General features: G+C 62.6%; 17 protein-coding genes. 9 read left to right on the forward strand and 8 right to left on the reverse strand.

Annotated elements, in window-relative coordinates; translation table 11 throughout:
• From imm45 to AAFF19_RS02545, 5 genes are all read left to right on the forward strand, one after another.
• Positions 1 to 321, forward strand: coding sequence for an Imm45 family immunity protein (gene imm45, locus AAFF19_RS02525; protein ID WP_342721236.1), 321 nt, complete (start codon positions 1 to 3; stop codon positions 319 to 321).
• 225 nt (positions 322 to 546) lie between these two features.
• Positions 547 to 1356, forward strand: a complete 810-nt coding sequence (locus tag AAFF19_RS02530; protein ID WP_342721237.1) for an RHS repeat-associated core domain-containing protein — start codon at positions 547 to 549, stop codon at positions 1354 to 1356.
• Positions 1357 to 1664: 308 nt separating this feature from the next.
• A complete protein-coding gene (locus AAFF19_RS02535; protein ID WP_342721238.1) occupies positions 1665 to 2084 on the forward strand; it encodes a hypothetical protein in 420 nt (139 codons plus the stop codon).
• Between the two features lie 50 nt (positions 2085 to 2134).
• A complete protein-coding gene (locus AAFF19_RS02540; protein WP_342721239.1) occupies positions 2135 to 4603 on the forward strand; it encodes an RHS repeat-associated core domain-containing protein in 2469 nt (822 codons plus the stop codon).
• A 10-nt stretch (positions 4604 to 4613) separates the two neighbouring features.
• Positions 4614 to 4934, forward strand: coding sequence for a hypothetical protein (locus AAFF19_RS02545; RefSeq protein WP_342721240.1), 321 nt, complete (start codon positions 4614 to 4616; stop codon positions 4932 to 4934).
• 651 nt (positions 4935 to 5585) lie between these two features.
• On the opposite strand, the gene AAFF19_RS02550 is transcribed toward AAFF19_RS02545, so the two are convergent.
• The 6 genes from AAFF19_RS02550 to lplT all read right to left on the reverse strand — a co-directional run bounded on the left by AAFF19_RS02550 (position 5586) and on the right by lplT (position 10419).
• A complete protein-coding gene (locus tag AAFF19_RS02550; protein WP_342721241.1) occupies positions 5586 to 6068 on the reverse strand; it encodes an OmpA family protein in 483 nt (160 codons plus the stop codon).
• Positions 6069 to 6136: 68 nt separating this feature from the next.
• Positions 6137 to 6625: a hypothetical protein gene (locus AAFF19_RS02555; protein ID WP_342721242.1), complete on the reverse strand. Its 489-nt coding sequence runs from the start codon at positions 6623 to 6625 to the stop codon at positions 6137 to 6139.
• Positions 6616 to 7167, reverse strand: coding sequence for a hypothetical protein (locus tag AAFF19_RS02560; protein ID WP_342721243.1), 552 nt, complete (start codon positions 7165 to 7167; stop codon positions 6616 to 6618). The genes AAFF19_RS02555 and AAFF19_RS02560 overlap by 10 nt, the downstream gene beginning before the upstream one ends.
• 224 nt (positions 7168 to 7391) lie before the next feature.
• The gene (locus AAFF19_RS02565) at positions 7392 to 7877 is read right to left on the reverse strand and encodes a glutathione peroxidase (protein WP_342721244.1); all 486 of its coding nucleotides are present in this window, start codon (positions 7875 to 7877) and stop codon (positions 7392 to 7394) included.
• Positions 7878 to 7930: 53 nt separating this feature from the next.
• Positions 7931 to 8827, reverse strand: coding sequence for a DMT family transporter (locus AAFF19_RS02570; protein ID WP_008903664.1), 897 nt, complete (start codon positions 8825 to 8827; stop codon positions 7931 to 7933).
• 287 nt (positions 8828 to 9114) lie between these two features.
• A complete protein-coding gene (lplT, locus tag AAFF19_RS02575; protein ID WP_342721245.1) occupies positions 9115 to 10419 on the reverse strand; it encodes a lysophospholipid transporter LplT in 1305 nt (434 codons plus the stop codon).
• 157 nt (positions 10420 to 10576) lie between these two features.
• On the opposite strand from lplT, the gene alr reads away from it, so the two are divergent.
• On the forward strand, positions 10577 to 11692 hold the full coding sequence (gene alr, locus AAFF19_RS02580) for an alanine racemase (RefSeq protein WP_342721246.1): 1116 nt from the start codon (positions 10577 to 10579) through the stop codon (positions 11690 to 11692).
• Between the two features lie 226 nt (positions 11693 to 11918).
• Positions 11919 to 12740 carry a hypothetical protein gene (locus AAFF19_RS02585; protein ID WP_342721819.1) on the forward strand — a complete coding sequence of 274 codons (822 nt, stop codon included), beginning with the start codon at positions 11919 to 11921 and terminating at the stop codon, positions 12738 to 12740.
• Here the strand turns inward: AAFF19_RS02585 and AAFF19_RS02590 are convergent.
• Positions 12729 to 13616, reverse strand: a complete 888-nt coding sequence (locus AAFF19_RS02590) for a LysR family transcriptional regulator ArgP (protein ID WP_342721247.1) — start codon at positions 13614 to 13616, stop codon at positions 12729 to 12731. The genes AAFF19_RS02585 and AAFF19_RS02590 overlap by 12 nt on opposite strands.
• 77 nt (positions 13617 to 13693) lie before the next feature.
• Between AAFF19_RS02590 and AAFF19_RS02595 the strand changes: the two genes are divergently transcribed.
• Both AAFF19_RS02595 and AAFF19_RS02600 read left to right on the forward strand, forming a co-directional pair.
• Positions 13694 to 14302: a LysE/ArgO family amino acid transporter gene (locus tag AAFF19_RS02595; RefSeq protein WP_342721248.1), complete on the forward strand. Its 609-nt coding sequence runs from the start codon at positions 13694 to 13696 to the stop codon at positions 14300 to 14302.
• 88 nt (positions 14303 to 14390) lie between these two features.
• Complete coding sequence (locus tag AAFF19_RS02600; RefSeq protein WP_342721249.1) at positions 14391 to 15971, forward strand: ABC transporter substrate-binding protein; 1581 nt, start codon at positions 14391 to 14393, stop codon at positions 15969 to 15971.
• Positions 15972 to 16046: 75 nt separating this feature from the next.
• Here AAFF19_RS02600 and AAFF19_RS02605 read toward each other — a convergent pair whose 3' ends face one another.
• Positions 16047 to 16670, reverse strand: coding sequence for a glutathione S-transferase family protein (locus AAFF19_RS02605; protein WP_342721250.1), 624 nt, complete (start codon positions 16668 to 16670; stop codon positions 16047 to 16049).
• Positions 16671 to 16675: the final 5 nt, after the last annotated feature.

Raw genomic sequence — 16675 nt, forward strand, 5'->3', positions numbered from 1 at the left:
ATGCAAAAATTAATAAACTTAGATTCTGACTTGGAGCGTGGAGCTGTATTGAGATGTTTCGGGAGCTATCCCTATGAGGAAATTGTCGACTTCATGATCGTAGAACTTCCCTTCAATGGTAGGCGGGAGTATGCGTTAATGGTTATATCTGGATATAAGGCGGGATTGATTTTTGTAATTTTGCCTGATGAGTCTTATGTTTTTGGTGAAAACGGGGGGGGGGTAAACGTTGAATGGTTGAGGGCCAATTGGAGTAAATGGGGATATTTTGAATGTCCGGTTGAACAGGTTCAGGTGTTTACAAATTTCCCGAAGCTATAAGCGATATAAATTAGTCGGTAACCTGAACCAAAATTCTGCAGCCACACCGAGCAGCACTACCGCTACAACCACCAGTTGCCGCGGTCAGCGCTCAAAAGCAACACGCCGATGCAGGTAATGAAGGACTTGTACTAGACGCACCCGCATCTGTTTCACAAGCGACCATACGATCGTCCGGGATGTGACAGGCAGGCGCGTCGCCAAGACAGGAGCTTTGGCACCACCGTGTTCACCTGGGAAGGCATGCGGCTGCTGCAGGAAAGCAGGGGCCAGCACACCAGCACCTACATCTACGAGCCGGACAGCTACGTGCCCCTGGCGCGCATTGATGGAAGCGGCAGCGTAGAACCCCACCCCGCCGCAGCACATGCGCTGAGCGCAGGCGGAGACGCCAGCGAAGGCAAACAGGCCAGCATCCCCACGACCAACCCAGGCTGGAGTGACCGGTTCAATGCAGGGGCTGCAGCCAACGACGGCTCAACCAACACCCCGGCAACGGCGCACGCCAAGACAGCAGCCACGCAGACAGCGCAGGTCTATTACTTCCACACCCAGCCCAACGGCCTGCCGGAAGAACTGAGTGACAACAACGGCCACCTGGTGTGGACAGCGCAGTACAGCACGTGGGGCAGCACGGTGCGGGAGGAATGGCAGAGCTACGACGAGGCGGGAAGACCTGTTCAGCGGCTGGAGCAGCAATCAGCGAGCCAGACCGTGCAGATTCAGCAGAACCTGCGGATGCAGGGGCAGTACCTGGACAGGGAGACGGGGCTGCACGACAACACGTTCCGGTACTACGACGCGGACTTGGGGACATTTACTACGCCGGATCCGATTGGGCTGCTGGGTGGGCTGAATCTGCACCAGTACGCACCCAACCCTATCAGCTGGATTGATCCATGGGGATGGGCGCGGGACTGTGGACAAGGCGTCCGTAGAACTAAACATACCCCTAACAGGCTGCTGAAATACTGCTGGAGAACTCAAAAAATGACGGCTTTGAGGGTGCCTCACCCCTTACCGGGTTCGAAATAATCGCTTGTAGGCCGTTTTACGCGGTCGATGTTCTTGGCTGCCGATGGGCAAACCAGTATTTCAGCAGCCTGCTAATGCTACGCCGCATACTAGATATACTCGAACAAATAAAAATGGGAAGGTTGATGTGCTCGATTATCACCCAGGCGGCCCCAATGCTGTGCATAAATCTGATTACTGGAAAGTGTATCGTGACGGAGAGGTGCAGGGGAGAATAGGACATGGCGGGTTCAGTCGGTATGACAAAATTAAAGATAGTCCGGTCTATGTGGATGGGCAGCTGAAAAACATGCCAAATTAGGATATTTATGTGGTTGAATGATGAAATTATTCCAGGCAAGTCCTTGGGTGGAGTTTGTCTGGATGAGAAGGTGGACTTTGCTGTCGAGCGCTTCTCTCTGCATTACGATGTGAAAGTTGGCGACGGAGTTGTGAAATTTAACGATGATTTAATTATATTGGGATATGATAAAAATAGATTGATTTATTCTGTCATGTGTGGTGTTGGGTATCCGCATAGATTTTCTGGAAAATTGTGGGCTGGAATGACAGTTGCTGAAGTTGTTGAAAATTCAAGAACTCAGGTCGCGTGGGGTGGATGCGTTATTGTTGATGGCATCAACGGCATCGGGCTTCCGTTGCCGAGCGGTCTAGACGATTTCGAAGTTCTCACTGATTTTCTCGAATTTGATTATGTATTTCCTAACCTCTCGGTTTTTAGGCTATAACGGATAATAAGGATGTTGCAGGCTGGAGCTAAACTTACGGTCCAGTTGTTGTGAACATCCAGCTGGGCTACGACACAGCAAGGCGCCTTCGCACCCTCGTCAACGAAAACGGCCAGCACTTCGGCTTCCAATACGACGCGGCCGACCGCATGGTCGAAGAAACCCGCGTGGGCGGCCAGCGCGTCACGGTGGAATACGACGCCAACGGCTGGCCCATTGCAGTAACCCACCACCCCGGCGCGGGCGACCTTGCCGCAGGCCTTCCCAGCGGTGAACCGCAAAACCAGCCCCTGCGCACCGAGCTTGTCCGCGACGCAGCCGGGCGCCTGGTCGAAAAACGCACCGCCGCCCACCACTACCACTACGCCTACGACCCGTTAGACCAGCTCGTGCGCGCCCAAAAGCTGGCAGTGCAGGCAGACGGCAGGCTCAAGCCCCTGCACACCAGCACCTTTGCCTACGACAAGGTTGGCAACCTCATCGAAGAAACCGCTACGGACGAAACCACCGGCCAAAGCCACACCCTGCGGCACAGCCACGATGCCCTGGGCAACCGCACGCAAACCCAGCTGCCGAGCTTGCCAGGCCAGCCCCACCTGCAAAGAGCGCTGAACTACCTGCACTACGGCTCGGGCCACCTGCACCAAATCAACTACAGCCAGCGCGACACCCAAAACAACACCCAAGGCCCTGACGCCCTGGCCGTGCACCAGCTCATCAGCGACATCGAACGCGACGCCCTGCACCGCGAAACCCACCGCACCCAGGGCCAGGTGCAAACCCGCTACGCACTGGACCCCCTGGGCCGCAGGCAAGGCGCCTGGAGCCAGCCCATAGACCAGCGCAGCCGCCCCTACCAGGCCAGCGACACCCACTGGCAGCGCGCCGTGCTCAGCGCAGGCACGCCCGAGCAAAACCCCTTTGACGGCTTGATGAAAGCCTACGCCTACGACAAGGTGGGCGAGCTGCGCCAAAGCCGTCACAGCCTGCACGGCGACATAGCCCACCAATACGACGCAACCGGGCGCATCGAACACACCGTGCGCCAGCTCTTTGGTGCGGACCAGGCCCACCGCCAAGCCCAGCCAGCCGCGGCCAACAACGAGCGCTTCCAGTACGACCCCGCCGGCAACATCCTGGACAGCCACCGCCAAGCCGAACTGGCCCAACGCACCCAGCACCTGCAAGAAGGCTACGTGCGCGACAACCTCGTGCGGGTGTACGAAGACAAACGCTACGCCTACGACGGCCACGGCAGGCTGATCCAAAAACTCAGCGGCAAGCACACCGCACAGACATTCGAATGGGACGAAGAAAGTCGCCTTACGGCAGTCACCACGACCCGGCGCCCCGACACCGAGCACGAGACGACGCAGACCACCCGGTTCGACTACGACGCCATAGGCCGGCGGATTGCCAAACACGACAGCTTTGGCACCACAGTCTTCATCTGGGAAGGCATGCGCCTCATCGAAGAGCGACGAGGCAGCGCCGCCATTAGCTACGTGTACGAGCCCGACAGCTATGTACCGCTGGCGCGCCTGGATGCGGATGGAGAAAGAACCGAGCAGGGCGGGCTGGGCACCACCCAAGATGCGCAGCAGCCGAGAACATCAAAAACCATAGCTGCCAGCGCAGACCAGCAAAGCGCTGGGGGCCAAAAACACCCAAACTATTCCCAGCAACCGGCCAACGATGCATTGGAAGCCGAATACTGGCAAGCGCTCAACCCCAAAGAAACAGCGGAAAACACCGGCACCGACGGCCCCAGCGCAACCTCCAAGCTGTGCGAGGTGTACTGCTTCCACACCGACCAAGTAGGCCTGCCCGAAGAGCTAAGCAACGCCCAAGGCCAGATCATCTGGCAAGCCCAGTACAAGACCTGGGGCGGCACGGTAGAAGAACGCTGGGAAGCGAGACGCCTGCACGGAGCCAAAGTGCAGGGGCAGACGGAAGGGGATATCCCACGGGGAGACCGACAAGAACAGAACCTGCGCTTCCAGGGCCAATACCTGGACCGTGAGACGGGGCTGCACTACAACACGTTCCGGTACTACGATGCGGATATTGGGAGGTTCATCAGCCCGGACCCGATTGGGTTGGAGGGCGGAATTAACTTGGGAAGTTACTCGCCGAATCCGATTGGTTGGATTGATCCTTGGGGGTGGGCTTGTATCCCCAACAAGGTTAGCGGGACCGCTCGGGAAGCGCGTGTTGGAGGGAAGCTTGAGGCAGTATTCGGAAAACCTAATGTCCTGCGAGAGAGATACTTGCGTGATGCAAATGGAAAAATTGTTCGAGATCCCAAAACCGGCGAGGTACGAAGAGTTGACTTCGTAGTTAAGGGAGCGGACGGTAAAGGAAAGGCTGTGGAAGTTACTAGCAAGACTGCCGATAAGTCAGCGCAGTTAGATAAGGAAGCTCGAATTCGTGCGGCCGGAGGTAAATATGTTAGAGATCCAAAGACTAAACAGCTAATTGAGGTTAAGGATGCCTCCAGGGTGATTCGAGTTGATTGATTGGAGATATATGGATAACTATCTTGTTTGGCCTTCTGTAAATGATATTTACAAATCTTCAAAAAATACGGCTTGGAGAAAGCAAGTTCTTGAAAAAAGGGTTGTAATAATGCAATTCTTAAAAAATAATAACTTGCTGCGAGTAGAGCCGTTTGATGCTAATGGTGAATTGAAGTTGGATTTGGTACTTATGCGATCTGATGTGACTGACGACGGGGATGCTATGTTTGAAAAAGTAATTCCTAATTGGCAAAAAGCGCGAGATAAAGATGGAAAAATCAACAATTTGGAAATTTTAGAAAAAGGGCTTAAAAAGATAAGAGAGAAGTAGGTGGTGCTTAAGCCGCCTCACAGCAGTCACCACCACCCGGCGCCCCGGCACCGAACACGCAACCACCCAAACCACGCGGTTCGACTACGACGCCATAGGCCGCCGGGTAGCCAAACACGACAGCTTTGGCACCACAGTCTTCATCTGGGAAGGCATGCGCCTCATCGAAGAGCGCAGAGGCAGCGCCGTCATCAGCTACGTGTACGAGCCGGGCAGCTACGTACCGCTGGCGCGGCTGGATGCTGAGGGAGAGAGAACAGAACAGGGTGGGCTGGGCACCACCCATGATGTGCAGCAGCCACAAACATCAAAAACCATAGCTGCTAGCGCAGGCCAGGCCAACGCTGGAGGCCGAAAAGACCCAAACTATTCCCAGCAACCGGCCAACGACACATTGGAAGCGAGTTACTGGCAAGCGCTCAACTCCAAGGGCACAGCGCAAGGTACCGGCACAGGAGGGCCAAGCGCAAACGCCAAGCTGTGCGAGGTGTACTACTTCCACACCGATCAGGGGTGGGCCTGCCCAAAGAGCTCAGCAACGCCCAAGGCCAGATCATCTGGCAAGCCCAGTACAAGACCTGGGGCAGCACGGTCGAAGAACGCTGGGAAGCACGCCGCCTGCACGGAGCGAAAGTGCAAGGGCGCGGCGAATTATTTCGCCACCACCTTCACGGCATGGAGCGACTGCATGGTGTTGAATTTCACCCGGATGTTTTTGGCAGGCACCCCAAGGCGCACGAGTTCGTTGCGGGCTGCGGTGGCGCGCATGAGGGCGATGTCGCGGGCGTCGACGGGGGCGTCTTTGCGGTTGCAGTAGCCGGTGATCTCCAGACGCTCGTCGGGTGTTCTGGTTTCGGCAAGCCGCGCGAGCAGCGACAGGGTTTGTTCAGATAGCTTGACCTGGGCGGGGCTGAACTCGGCCACGATGCCGTCTTCGGGCAGGCGCGGTGGTTGCGGTGTCGGCTCGGAGGCCGCCTCTATGGCCGGGGGTTGGGGTGACGCCTCCGGAGGCGCTGTGGTTTCTGCAGTTTTATCTGCCTCTGCTGTGGTGGAAGGAAGACATGCGCAGCCCGACAGGGTAACGATGGCAGCGGCAAGCAGGCTCAGCGACAGATGGCGTGTAGAAATGATCATGATATTGGTGGTAGTGGAAAAAAAGGAGAGGTGGCTCGTGGTGCGCGGCGCCCAGCACCGTTGCGCTGCTACGGCGACAACTGCCAGAAAGTCACCTGGACGAACTTGGCGTCGTTCGCCCAGGGGTCCCAGATGGTCTTGTCCCCCTTGCTCATGGCGCCGGGCCAACTGCCCAGGGATGTGGACATGGCCCGCGCATAGCTGCCGCGTGTGCGCAGTGTTTCCACCGTGCCGTTCTTGGTGTAGCTGTAGCCGCCAGCGGGTATGTCGCCCCCGGGGTACACCACGATCACATGGCCGTTGGCGGACTCTTTCTTTCCGCCCACCACCAGCACGCCTTCACGGGCAAGGCGGCCCACCTGGCCGGAGTCCACAGTCTTCCAGTGCGCCTGTCCGCGCAGGTGCTCGATGAGTGCGTTGGCGTTCAGCCAGGGCTGGCTGGGCAGATACTGCTGGATGACATGCCACACCGCATGGCTGCACGAGTTCGGGTGAAGGTCGTAGGCCGTGTCACAGGCCTGCTTGAGTTTGCTGACAGAACTGGCATCTACGGGCACGGGGTCTGGTCCTCTGAAGGGGTTGTGGCGGATGTGGAAGAAGGATGGGGGCGGTAAGCCCCTGCCTTGGCGTCCCAGCGCAGGGTGGGCAGGCGGTAGTTGCCGCCCACGGCGGGCGAAAGCACTTTCAGGCGCAGCTCTTGGGGCAGCCCATGTCGCCATCGACCTGCGCTGACCACCAGCTCCTGGGGCGGGTCTACAGGGAACAGGTGCGGAAGACGGCCTACGCACCGGCCGGACGCATCCACCAAAACGGGCCGCGGGAAGTTCTCCCAGGGTGCGTCGGCGGGAAGGCTTTTGTAATGATCGTCAGTGAAGACGCTGATCAGCCGCATACGGGCGGGTTGCCCGGGGCGTGCAAGGTCGCAGACCCTGACAGCAGCGCGGTAGTGCTCCATCTCACCGGGCAGGGGTGTGCCGGGGGGCGCCGATTTGCACTGGGCGGCAGACAAGGTGATGAAGCCGCTGGCGGCGTGCGCGGAACACGCGACAGCCAACAGCGGTGCGAGCAAACACGCCCGCAGGGCAGGTGCAGATGTCAAAAGGATTCTCCCCCGGCAGCAAAAATAAGCGAGCGGGTGATCTGGCGTCACCCTGAACGACAGCGAGTGTCGCCGCAGATTTTTGCAATTCAGGGGCAGATGCAGCGTTTGGCAACCGCTTGCATCACCTTTAACAAATCACAACAGATGGCCCAGGCCACCCGCCCGCCGTCGTGACGCATGCGGGCGGTTGCTGTTGCAGTTGCCGTGAAGTGGCGCGCGGGTTAACCCAGCGCCGCCTCAATGTCCCCCGCCAGTTTTTTGGGCGCATCCTGCGGTGCATACCGGCGGATGACGCGGCCATCCTTGCCGACGAGGAACTTCGTGAAGTTCCACTTGATGGCCTTGCTGCCCAGCAAACCAGGGGCTTCGGCGGAGAGCCATTTGTACAGCGGCGAGGCGTCGGCCCCGTTGACGTCGATCTTGGCCATCATGGGAAAGCTCACGCCATAGTTCAGCTGGCAGAAGCTGGCGATCTCGTCGTTGCTGCCGGGGTCCTGGCTGCCGAACTGGTTGCAGGGAAAGCCCAGCACCACCAGCCCCTTGTCGGCGTACTGCTTGTGCAGCTCTTCCAGCCCACCGAATTGTGGCGTGAAGCCGCAGGCGCTGGCAGTGTTCACGATGAGCAGCACCTTGTCCTTGTACTGCGACAGGGGCACGGTTTGCCCGTTCATCTGCTGGGCTTCAAAGTCGTAGATGCTGGTGGGCATGATGAAAAACTCCTGGTTGGGATGACGCGCCATCGTAGCGGCTGCGCTCCCAGTTAGTGCGCGGCACCACCGGGTCGGCGAAACTGCAGTGCGGCGAGCAGCGATGCCAGCAGGATCATCCCGCCGCCCAGCACGGTGCGCGTGCTCAGGGTGGATGCACCCAGCAGGGCCGATGACACGCTGGCGAACATCACCTCCGACAGCATGACGAGCGCCGTGGTGCCCGCGGCCAGGCGTGCGGCGCCAAACTGCAACGCCCAGTTGCCCAGCATCAGCAAACCGGCCAGCAGCAGGCCGGTGACCACCCAGGTGCTGTTGGGCGCCGGAAACGGCTCCACCACTCCCAACTGCAGCCCGACGCCGGCCGCCACCAGTGCCATGAGCGTGCAGCCGCCGAACATGGTGACCATGCGGGCCGGCCCCGGCACGGCGTGCAGGCGGCGCAGCGTAACATTGGTGAGTGCAAACATGAATCCGCCCAGCAGGGCCAGGCCGTCGGCCAGGCTCAGGTTCTGCAGCAGGCGCGCGGCGGGCGCGGCCTCGGGCAGCAGCACCAGCACCACGCCCGCAAAGGCCAGCGCCAGGCGCAGCAGTGCCGCCGGCGTGGGTCGCTCGCCCAGAATGCGCCAGGCCAGCAGCACGGCCCAGGCGGGCATCAGATAGAACAGCAGGATCACGCGCACCACGTCGCCAATGGTCACTGCCCAGTTGAAGGCCACGTTGTTCAGCCCCGAAGCCAGCGCCAGCAGCCACAGCTGCGGGTGCGCGCGCATCTGCTGCAAGATGCCCGGCCGCCAGGCCAGCAACGCCACCAGCACCACGGCATACATGCAGGCCGTGGCCCACAGCGGATGCAGCCCCGCCTGGTACATGCGCTGAAACGGCCACCACGCCAGGCCCCAGACGAAAGCATTGAACAGCAGGGCGGCAAAGGGCAGAGGAGAATGCATTGAGAGTGAAAACAGGCTCTAGCGCTTGATGGATGAGCGCCAATAGCTATCAATTGTGTAGCAAATAGTTCCATGCAGCACAGCCATTAAAACTGGCACGCTCCCCTACCAGTGCACACGTGGAACTGGCTCTGCCAGGCCACGGGGTGCGTCCACCTCCCGCGCAGCGAGAGAAGGGGGAAGGCGCGCAGCGCCTCAGGGGGAGCCTTCCGTGATTCCGGGCCACCGGGTGCGTCCCCCTCCGGGGGAAGCGGCGAAGCCGCACAGGGGGGCCTCGCAATCAGAAGTCAGTGGTGCGTATCGTGCCGCGCAATGTGCAGAAGGTGGTTCACTTCGTCGCGGTAGTGGATGCAGTTGCGCTGGTGCCAGCGGCGGATGACCCACATGATGCCCGCCACCACGAGCCCGAAGGTGATGATCGCGCCAAACACCGACAGGCCCAGCTTGAGCGACAGGCTGTAGAACGCGCCCAGGCCCAGGATGCAGGCCTGCTCATTGAAATTCTGCACCGCAATCGAGCGGCCCGCGCCCATCAGGTTGTGGCCCCTGTGCTGCAGCAGCGCGTTCATCGGCACCACCAGGTAACCCCCCAGGCCACCGAGCAGGATGAGGAAGGGAATGGCCACCCAGATGTTGCTGATGAACACCATCAGGATCAGCAGCAGCCCCATGCCGATGCCCAGCGGAATCACCTTGGTGGCCATGTCCAGCCGCATGCGCATGGATGCCACCACCGCCCCCACGGCCGTACCGATGGCCACCACACCGGTGAGGGCCGATGCCTGCGTGGTGTTGTAGCCCAGCGCTGCAGAGGCCCAGGCCAGCACGATGAACTTGAGGTTGCCACCCGCGCCCCAGAACAGCGTGGTGGTGGCCAGTGAAATCTGGCCCAGCTTGTCGCGCCACAGGCGGCCGTTGCAGGCCCAGAAATCCGGCAGCAGGCTCAGCGCGTTGGACAGCACGGAGCGCGACGCATCAGCGCGCAGCGGGCGCATTTCCACACCGGTGTGGGGGATGCGGGTGTTGAACCAGGCGGCCACGGCGTAGACCACGATCAGCGCGGCGATGGCGGCCTCTGCCGCCGTGTCCACACCGGTGTCGAGCCCCGGGACATCAATGCTCAGCAGCAGCGCCGACAGCTGCAGGCCCACCAGCTGCCCGCCCAGCAGTACCCCCAGAATGATCGAGGCAATGGTGAGCCCCTCGATCCAGCCGTTGGCCTTGACCAGCTGCGATGCCGGTAACAGTTCGGTGAGGATGCCGTACTTGGCGGGCGAGTAGGCTGCAGCGCCCAGCCCCACCACGGCATAGGCAATGAGCGGGTGCGAGCCGAACAGCATCATCAGGCAGCCCACCACCTTGATGGCGTTGCTGACAAACATGACCTTGCCCTTGGGCAGCGCATCGGCAAAGGCGCCCACGAAGGGCGCCAGCACCACATAGAACAGGGCAAACATGGGCACCAGGGCAGCGCGCTGCCATTCAGGGGCACCTTCTGTGCGCAGAAGCTCCACGGCGGCCACGAAAAGTGCGTTGTCGGCCAGCGAGCTGAAAAACTGCGCCGACATGATGGTGTAAAAACCGCGCTTCATCGAATGGCTGGAGGCTGCATCAGTTCGGCTGATGCGCTGTTAAATATGGATACGCTCGCTAGTGACGGACGGTTATATCACGCGGATAAACGGCCGCAGTGCCAGAATCCTGTGCGTATTCCCCGGTAAACCGCTCGTTTGCACCTGGTTCTTTTCCATGCCCCGTCCTGTCCACGCCACCATCCACACCGCCGCACTGCACCACAACCTGGAGCGCGCGCGCCGGTCCGCGCCGGACGCCAGGGTCTGGGCCGTCGTCAAGGCCAACGCCTACGGCCATGGCATCGAGCGGGTGTACGAAGGCCTGCGCGGTGCCGACGGCTTTGCGCTGCTGGACCTGGCCGAGGCCGAACGCGTGCGCCAACTGGGCTGGCGCGGGCCGATCCTGCTGCTGGAAGGCGTGTTCGAGCCCCGCGATCTGGAGCTGTGTTCCCGCCTGGGGCTGTGGCACGCCGTGCACTGCGACGAGCAGATCGACATGCTGGCGTCGCACAAGACCCAGGTGCCGCACCGGGTTTTCCTCAAGATGAACTCGGGCATGAACCGCCTGGGTTTCACGCCCCAGCGCTACCGCGCGGCGTGGGCGCGGCTCAATGCGCTGCCGCAGGTGGACGAGATCTCGTTCATGACCCACTTCAGCGACGCGGACGGCCCCCGGGGCGTGGCCCACCAGATCGAGGTGTTCAATGGGGTGACGCAGGACCTGCCCGGTGAGCGCAGCGTGTCCAACAGCGCCGCCACGCTGCGCCACCATGCCGATGCGCGCCTGCGCTCCGACTGGGTGCGCGCCGGGATCGTGCTGTACGGCAGCGCCCCGGATTTCCCCGAAAACGATGCGGATCACTGGTCCCTGCAGCCGACCATGACGCTGGCCACCCGCCTGCTGGCCGTGCAGCAACTGCAGGTGGGCGACACGGTCGGCTATGGCTCGCGCTTTACGGCCGAAGGGCCGATGACCATCGGGGTCGCAGCCTGCGGCTATGCCGACGGCTACCCGCGCCATTGCGACACCGGCACCCCGGTGCTGGTCAACGGGGTGCGCACCCGGCTGGTGGGCCGCGTGAGCATGGACATGGTCACCGTGGACCTGACGCCACTGCAGCAGGCGGGTGTGGACGTGGGCTTTGGCAGCGAGGTCACGCTCTGGGGGCGGGCTAGCAATGGTGTGGTGCTGCCCATCGACGAAGTGGCGCAGGCGGCGGGCACGGTGGGGTACGAGCTGATGTGCGCGCTGGCGCCGCGCGTGCCCGTGGCGGTGGATGCGCCTGCCTGAAACGCCAGGAAGTTCACGGTCTGGCAACCCCCGGGGATCGCGCAGGGAGCCCTGCGCCGTGCCCGTGGTGTGAAATGTGCGCATTCACAGTCCTTCACGCTTTTTTGCCAGCGCTCCCTCCATGGCCACGACCCCTCACAAACGCAGCAGCAACAGTACCCACAGCACCGCAAAGAACAGCCGCAACCGCGAGGCGCAACGCAGCTCCAGCTGGCGATCGGTGCGCATGCCGCACCACGGCACCGTGGCGCGCACCCTGCAGCAGCGCTACAGCCTGCGCTGGCACGGGCTGCTCATTGGCAGCTTCACGCTGCTGATCATGTGGTCCACCTCCCATGTGCAGATGCTGCTGGGGGTGGAGTCGCTGGCGCTGCGGTACCTGGTCACGCTTTCGGTGGGATACCTGGGGTATCTGCTGGTGCTGCGGGCCTGGGCGGCGAGGCTGGTGCGTCAAGGCCGAAACGCGGGCAAGTCCGGCGATAACAGCCACGGCGATGTGAGTCTGGATCTGCCGGACCTGCCCTGGCCGCGCGGCGGGTCGCCGGGGGGTGGCGGCCAGATGCCGCTGCCGCGCACCGGCGGAGGCGACTTTGGTGGGGGCGGCGCGTCGGGCGACTTTGGCGGCGGGTGGGTGCAGGGGCTGTCCGGCAGTGGTTCGGGCAGCGAGACCGGCGTGCTCGGGGATGTGGCGGGGAGCGCCGCCGAGGCCATTGGCAGCGCCGACGATGGAGCCATCGTGGTCGTGCCGGTGGTGGCCATCTTTCTCATCGGCGCGGCGCTCATCTTTGGCGCGGGCTCGCTGGCCATGCTTTTCTTTGGCTGGGATGTGCTGCTCACCGTGGCCGTGGAGCTGGCTTTTTCGGTGGCCACGGCGCGCGCTGCGGTGGGTGTGGAGCGCGAGGGTTGGCTGATGGCCGCGGTGCGGCTCACCTGGAAACCGCTGCTGGGTGCGCTGATCTGTGCCGTGGTGCTGGGGGCCACGCTCGACCATTTCCTGCCGGGTGTGCAGTCGCTGCCGCAGGCGGTGCGCTTTCTGTCAGCCCCGTAGGGCGGCGGCCGAGGCGTGCCGCACGGCCTCGGTCATGTGGTGCAGCGCCTGCACGTTCAGGCGCCAATACTGCCAGTACAGCGGCACATCCACGGGTTTTCCGGGAATCAATTCCGCAAGGGTGGCGCGCTGCAGGTCGTTGTCCGCAAGGGGGTCGGGGACCATGCCCCAGCCCAGGCCCGCACGCGCCGCCATCACAAAGGCATGCGCCTCGGGCAACCAGTGCACGGGTGGTGCGATCTTGCGGCGCGTGATGCGCCCCACAAACCGTGCCTGCAGGGCGTCCTTGCGGTTGAAGACCAGCATGGGCGCCTGCGCGAGCGCGGCGGCATTCACGCCCTGGGCGAAGTGGCGTTGCATGAACGCAGGGCTTGCCAGCGCCCGGTAGCGCAGCGTGCCCAGCGGCAGCACCTTGCAGCCCTGTACGGCCTGCGGGTCGGCCGTGACGGCGGCCATCACGCGGCCTTCGCGCAGCAGGTTGGCCGAGTGGTCCTGGTCTTCCACATGGATGTCGAAGGTGATGCTCTGGCCTTCGGCCGCCTGGGCCATGGCGTGGGGGAACCAGGTGGCCAGCGAGTCGGCGTTCACCCCGATGGCCAGGCGCGTGCAGGTGTGCTGCCCGCCGCCGAGCGTGGCCAGCGCGTCGGCCTCGCTCAGCGCAATTTCGCGGGCGTGCCGGTACAGCGCCTGCCCCGCCTCGGTGGCCGTGCAGGGCGTGGCGCGCCGCACCAGCACCTGGCCCACACGCTCTTCCAGCAGCTTCACGCGCTGCGACACCGCCGAGCGCGTGATGTGCAGCACGGCGGCGGCGCGCTCAAAGCTGCCCTCGTCGATCACCGTGGCAAAGGCGTTGAGCTGGGCGGAGTCAAGAAGCATGTGGCGTTAGAAATACTGACGGATCGTTAAAAAGTATAGCTGGCGCCACCCCCGTGCCGTGCCCACAATGCGTGCCCATGAGCACCACTGCGTTTTTTCATGGGTTCACCTCCACCGCCATTTTGATCATGGCCATCGGCGCACAGAACGCGTTTGTGCTGCGCCAGGGCCTGCGGCGCGAGCATGTGCTGCCCGTGGTGCTGGTGTGCGCGCTGTCTGATGCGGTGCTGCTGCAGGTGGGCGTGTGGGGCATGGGCGGCGTGCTGCTGGCGCGGCCCGAGTGGGCGCAGCTCATGCGCTGGGCGGGCGCGCTGTTTCTGCTGGCGTATGCCGTGCAGACGGCGGCGCGCGTGCTGCGCCCCGGCCAGCTCCTGGTGACTGCTGGCGGTCCCGGGGCCAGCCTGCGCACCACGCTCGCCACCGTGATGGCGCTGACCTGGCTCAACCCGCATGTCTACCTCGACACCGTGGTGCTGCTGGGCACCATGGCCACGCCCTATCCCGCCCTGGGCCGCGCGACGTTTGCAGCGGGCGGCGCATTGGCCAGCGCGTTGTGGTTTACAGGGCTGGGGCTGGGCGCGCGCTGGCTGGCACCGCTGTTTGCCACCCCGCGTGCCTGGCGTGTGCTTGACGCGGTGACGGCCACCACCATGCTGGTGCTGGCAGGGGTGATGGCTCTAAGCTAAGAAGAATAAGTTCGTTTTCTAAAAGCGCCGCTTGGGGGATAGTCTGACCATTCAGCATTAATTGGCGTTTTTGCCTATCCTCCCGTCCATGCGCTTCAAACACCTTCTCCTGGCCGCCGCCGTTGTTGCGGCCCTGCCCCTGGCCGTACAGTCCGCCACCTTCCGCTGGTCCCGCTCGGTGGACATTTCCACCTGGGACATCCACACCCAGAACGTGGGTGTGAACAACACCATGCACGGCGCGGTGTACGACACGCTGGTGGAATACAACAGCAAGACCTTCAAGCCCGAGCCCTCGCTCGCCACCGAGTGGAAGCTGATCAAGCCCACGCAGCTGCGCCTGACCTTGCGCAAGGGCGTGAAGTTCAGCGATGGCAGCGAGTTCACCGCCGACGACGCCAAGTTCTCGCTGGAGCGCGCCAAGGCTAAAAGCTCGAACTTCGCTGTTTATACCCAGGGCATTGACCGTGTGGAAAAGGTCGATGCCTACACCATCGACATCCACTCCGACCTGCCCAACCCGGTGCTGGTGAACCAGCTCACCGAGCTGCGCATCATGAGCCGCGCCTGGGCCGAAAAGAACAAATCGGTCGAGCCCAAGGACATCAAGACCAAGGACGAAACGTACGCCCACCGCAATGCGCTGGGCACCGGCCCCTACCAGCTCAGGCAGTGGACGCCTGACCAGCGCGTGGTGCTGGAGCCCAACCCCCACTGGTGGGGCAAGGGCAAGTACCCCACCAACCTGACCGAGATCGTCTACACCCCCATCAAGGCCGATGCCACGCGCACAGCGGCGCTGCTGTCGGGTGAGGTGGATTTTGTGATCGACCCGAGCCTGCAGGACCTGGCGCGCATCAAGCAGACGCCCAACCTGCAGGTGCTCGAAGGGCCCGAGTACCGCACCATCTTCCTGGGGCTGGACCAGTTCCGTGACGAGCTGCCCGGCTCTGACGTGAAGGGCAAGAACCCGCTGAAGGACCTGCGCGTGCGCAAGGCGCTGTACCAGGCCATCGACATCCAGTCCATCCAGCGCGTGGTGCTGCGTGGCCTGGCCCAGCCCACGGGCACACTCATCGCCAACCAGGTCAACGGCTGGACCAAGAAGGCCGATGTGCGCTACCCCTACGACCCCAAGGCCGCGCAAAAGCTGCTGGCTGAGGCGGGCTACCCCAACGGGTTTGAGGTGGACTTTGCCTGCAGCGCGGGCCGCTATATCAACGACGAGCAGCTGTGCCAGGCCATCACGTCACATTGGGCCAAGGTGGGCGTGAAGGCCAAGCTGCGCTCGCTGCCGTTTGCCACCTACTTCCCGATGATCCAGCGCAACGAAGCCAGCATCTACCTGCTGGGCTGGGGTGTGCCTACGTTTGACGCGTTCTACAGCCTGCAGTCGCTGGTGCGCACGACGGGCGCGGGTGGGGATGGCAACTTCAACCTGGGCCGGTTCTCCGACCCGCAGATGGATGCGCTGATCGAGCGTGTGAAGAAGGAAACGGACACCGCCACGCGCAACGGCCTGATCGAGCAGGCGCTGATCAAGGAGCATGAACTGGTGTCGCACATCCCGCTGTACAACCAGGTGATTCCGTGGGCGGGCACCAAGAAGGTGGACATCATCCACCGCGCCGACAACCGCATCGACTGGCGGTATCTGAAGGTGAACTGATCCCGGTTGCCAGCAAAAAGCCCCGGTGCTTTCAGTCAGAAGCGCCGGGGCTTTTTTGCGTCCGCAGGTGGCGTATCAGGCCAGTGCGCGATGCACGGCGGGGCGCTGCAGCATGCGCTTCGTGTGCGCAAACGCCTTCGGGAACTGGGCGATGTCCACGCCGTCGCTGTGCAGCCAGGTGCCGATGGTGAACAGGTAGCCGTCGGCCACGGTGTACTGTCCGCCCATCACCCAGGGGCCCTGGTCCGCCTGCGGCAGGTAGTGGCTTTCGATGAGGTGGAAGCACTCCGTCATGTTCTGCGGCACCTTGCGCTGCATGGCCGCCTGGGCCTCTGGCTCGTCGGCCCAGCGGCTGGCGCGGGGGCGGTGGGCATGGGCGATGTGCACGGTGGACGCAAAGTAGCTGTGGAACTCCTGCATCCGCGCAAAGCCATGGGCGTCGGCGGGTGCCAGGCGCGCCTCGGGAAAGCTCTGCGCCACATAGGCCAGCAGCGCCGGGGTTTCGGTCAGCGTGCCGTGCGGCGTGACCAGCGCGGGTACGCGGCCCTTGGGGTTTACCGCCAGGTATTCGGGCGTGCGTTGCTGGCCAGCGCCGAAGTCCACGCGCACCAGGTCGTAGGGGGCGCCCGCTTCTTCCAGAGCGATGCGCACGGCCTGAGCGCAGGTGCCAGGGGTGTAGTAAAGCGTGAGGTTGGACATGGGAT

The organism is Acidovorax sp. FHTAMBA, assembly GCF_038958875.1.
Lineage (GTDB): Bacteria > Pseudomonadota > Gammaproteobacteria > Burkholderiales > Burkholderiaceae_C > Acidovorax.

Excerpts from the sequence above, each read along its gene's own strand:
- alr (WP_342721246.1), top strand. The coding sequence starts at position 10,577 with ATGCCCCGTCCTGTCCACGCCACCATCCACACCGCCGCACTGCACCAC.
- AAFF19_RS02600 (WP_342721249.1), top strand. The coding sequence starts at position 14,391 with ATGCGCTTCAAACACCTTCTCCTGGCCGCCGCCGTTGTTGCGGCCCTG.
- AAFF19_RS02550 (WP_342721241.1), bottom strand. The coding sequence starts at position 6,068 with ATGATCATTTCTACACGCCATCTGTCGCTGAGCCTGCTTGCCGCTGCC.
- AAFF19_RS02605 (WP_342721250.1), bottom strand. The coding sequence starts at position 16,670 with ATGTCCAACCTCACGCTTTACTACACCCCTGGCACCTGCGCTCAGGCC.
- AAFF19_RS02595 (WP_342721248.1), top strand. The coding sequence starts at position 13,694 with ATGAGCACCACTGCGTTTTTTCATGGGTTCACCTCCACCGCCATTTTG.
- AAFF19_RS02565 (WP_342721244.1), bottom strand. The coding sequence starts at position 7,877 with ATGCCCACCAGCATCTACGACTTTGAAGCCCAGCAGATGAACGGGCAA.
- AAFF19_RS02590 (WP_342721247.1), bottom strand. The coding sequence starts at position 13,616 with ATGCTTCTTGACTCCGCCCAGCTCAACGCCTTTGCCACGGTGATCGAC.
- AAFF19_RS02585 (WP_342721819.1), top strand. The coding sequence starts at position 11,919 with ATGCCGCACCACGGCACCGTGGCGCGCACCCTGCAGCAGCGCTACAGC.
- AAFF19_RS02535 (WP_342721238.1), top strand. The coding sequence starts at position 1,665 with ATGTGGTTGAATGATGAAATTATTCCAGGCAAGTCCTTGGGTGGAGTT.
- imm45 (WP_342721236.1), top strand. The coding sequence starts at position 1 with ATGCAAAAATTAATAAACTTAGATTCTGACTTGGAGCGTGGAGCTGTA.
- lplT (WP_342721245.1), bottom strand. The coding sequence starts at position 10,419 with ATGAAGCGCGGTTTTTACACCATCATGTCGGCGCAGTTTTTCAGCTCG.
- AAFF19_RS02570 (WP_008903664.1), bottom strand. The coding sequence starts at position 8,827 with ATGCATTCTCCTCTGCCCTTTGCCGCCCTGCTGTTCAATGCTTTCGTC.
- AAFF19_RS02545 (WP_342721240.1), top strand. The coding sequence starts at position 4,614 with ATGGATAACTATCTTGTTTGGCCTTCTGTAAATGATATTTACAAATCT.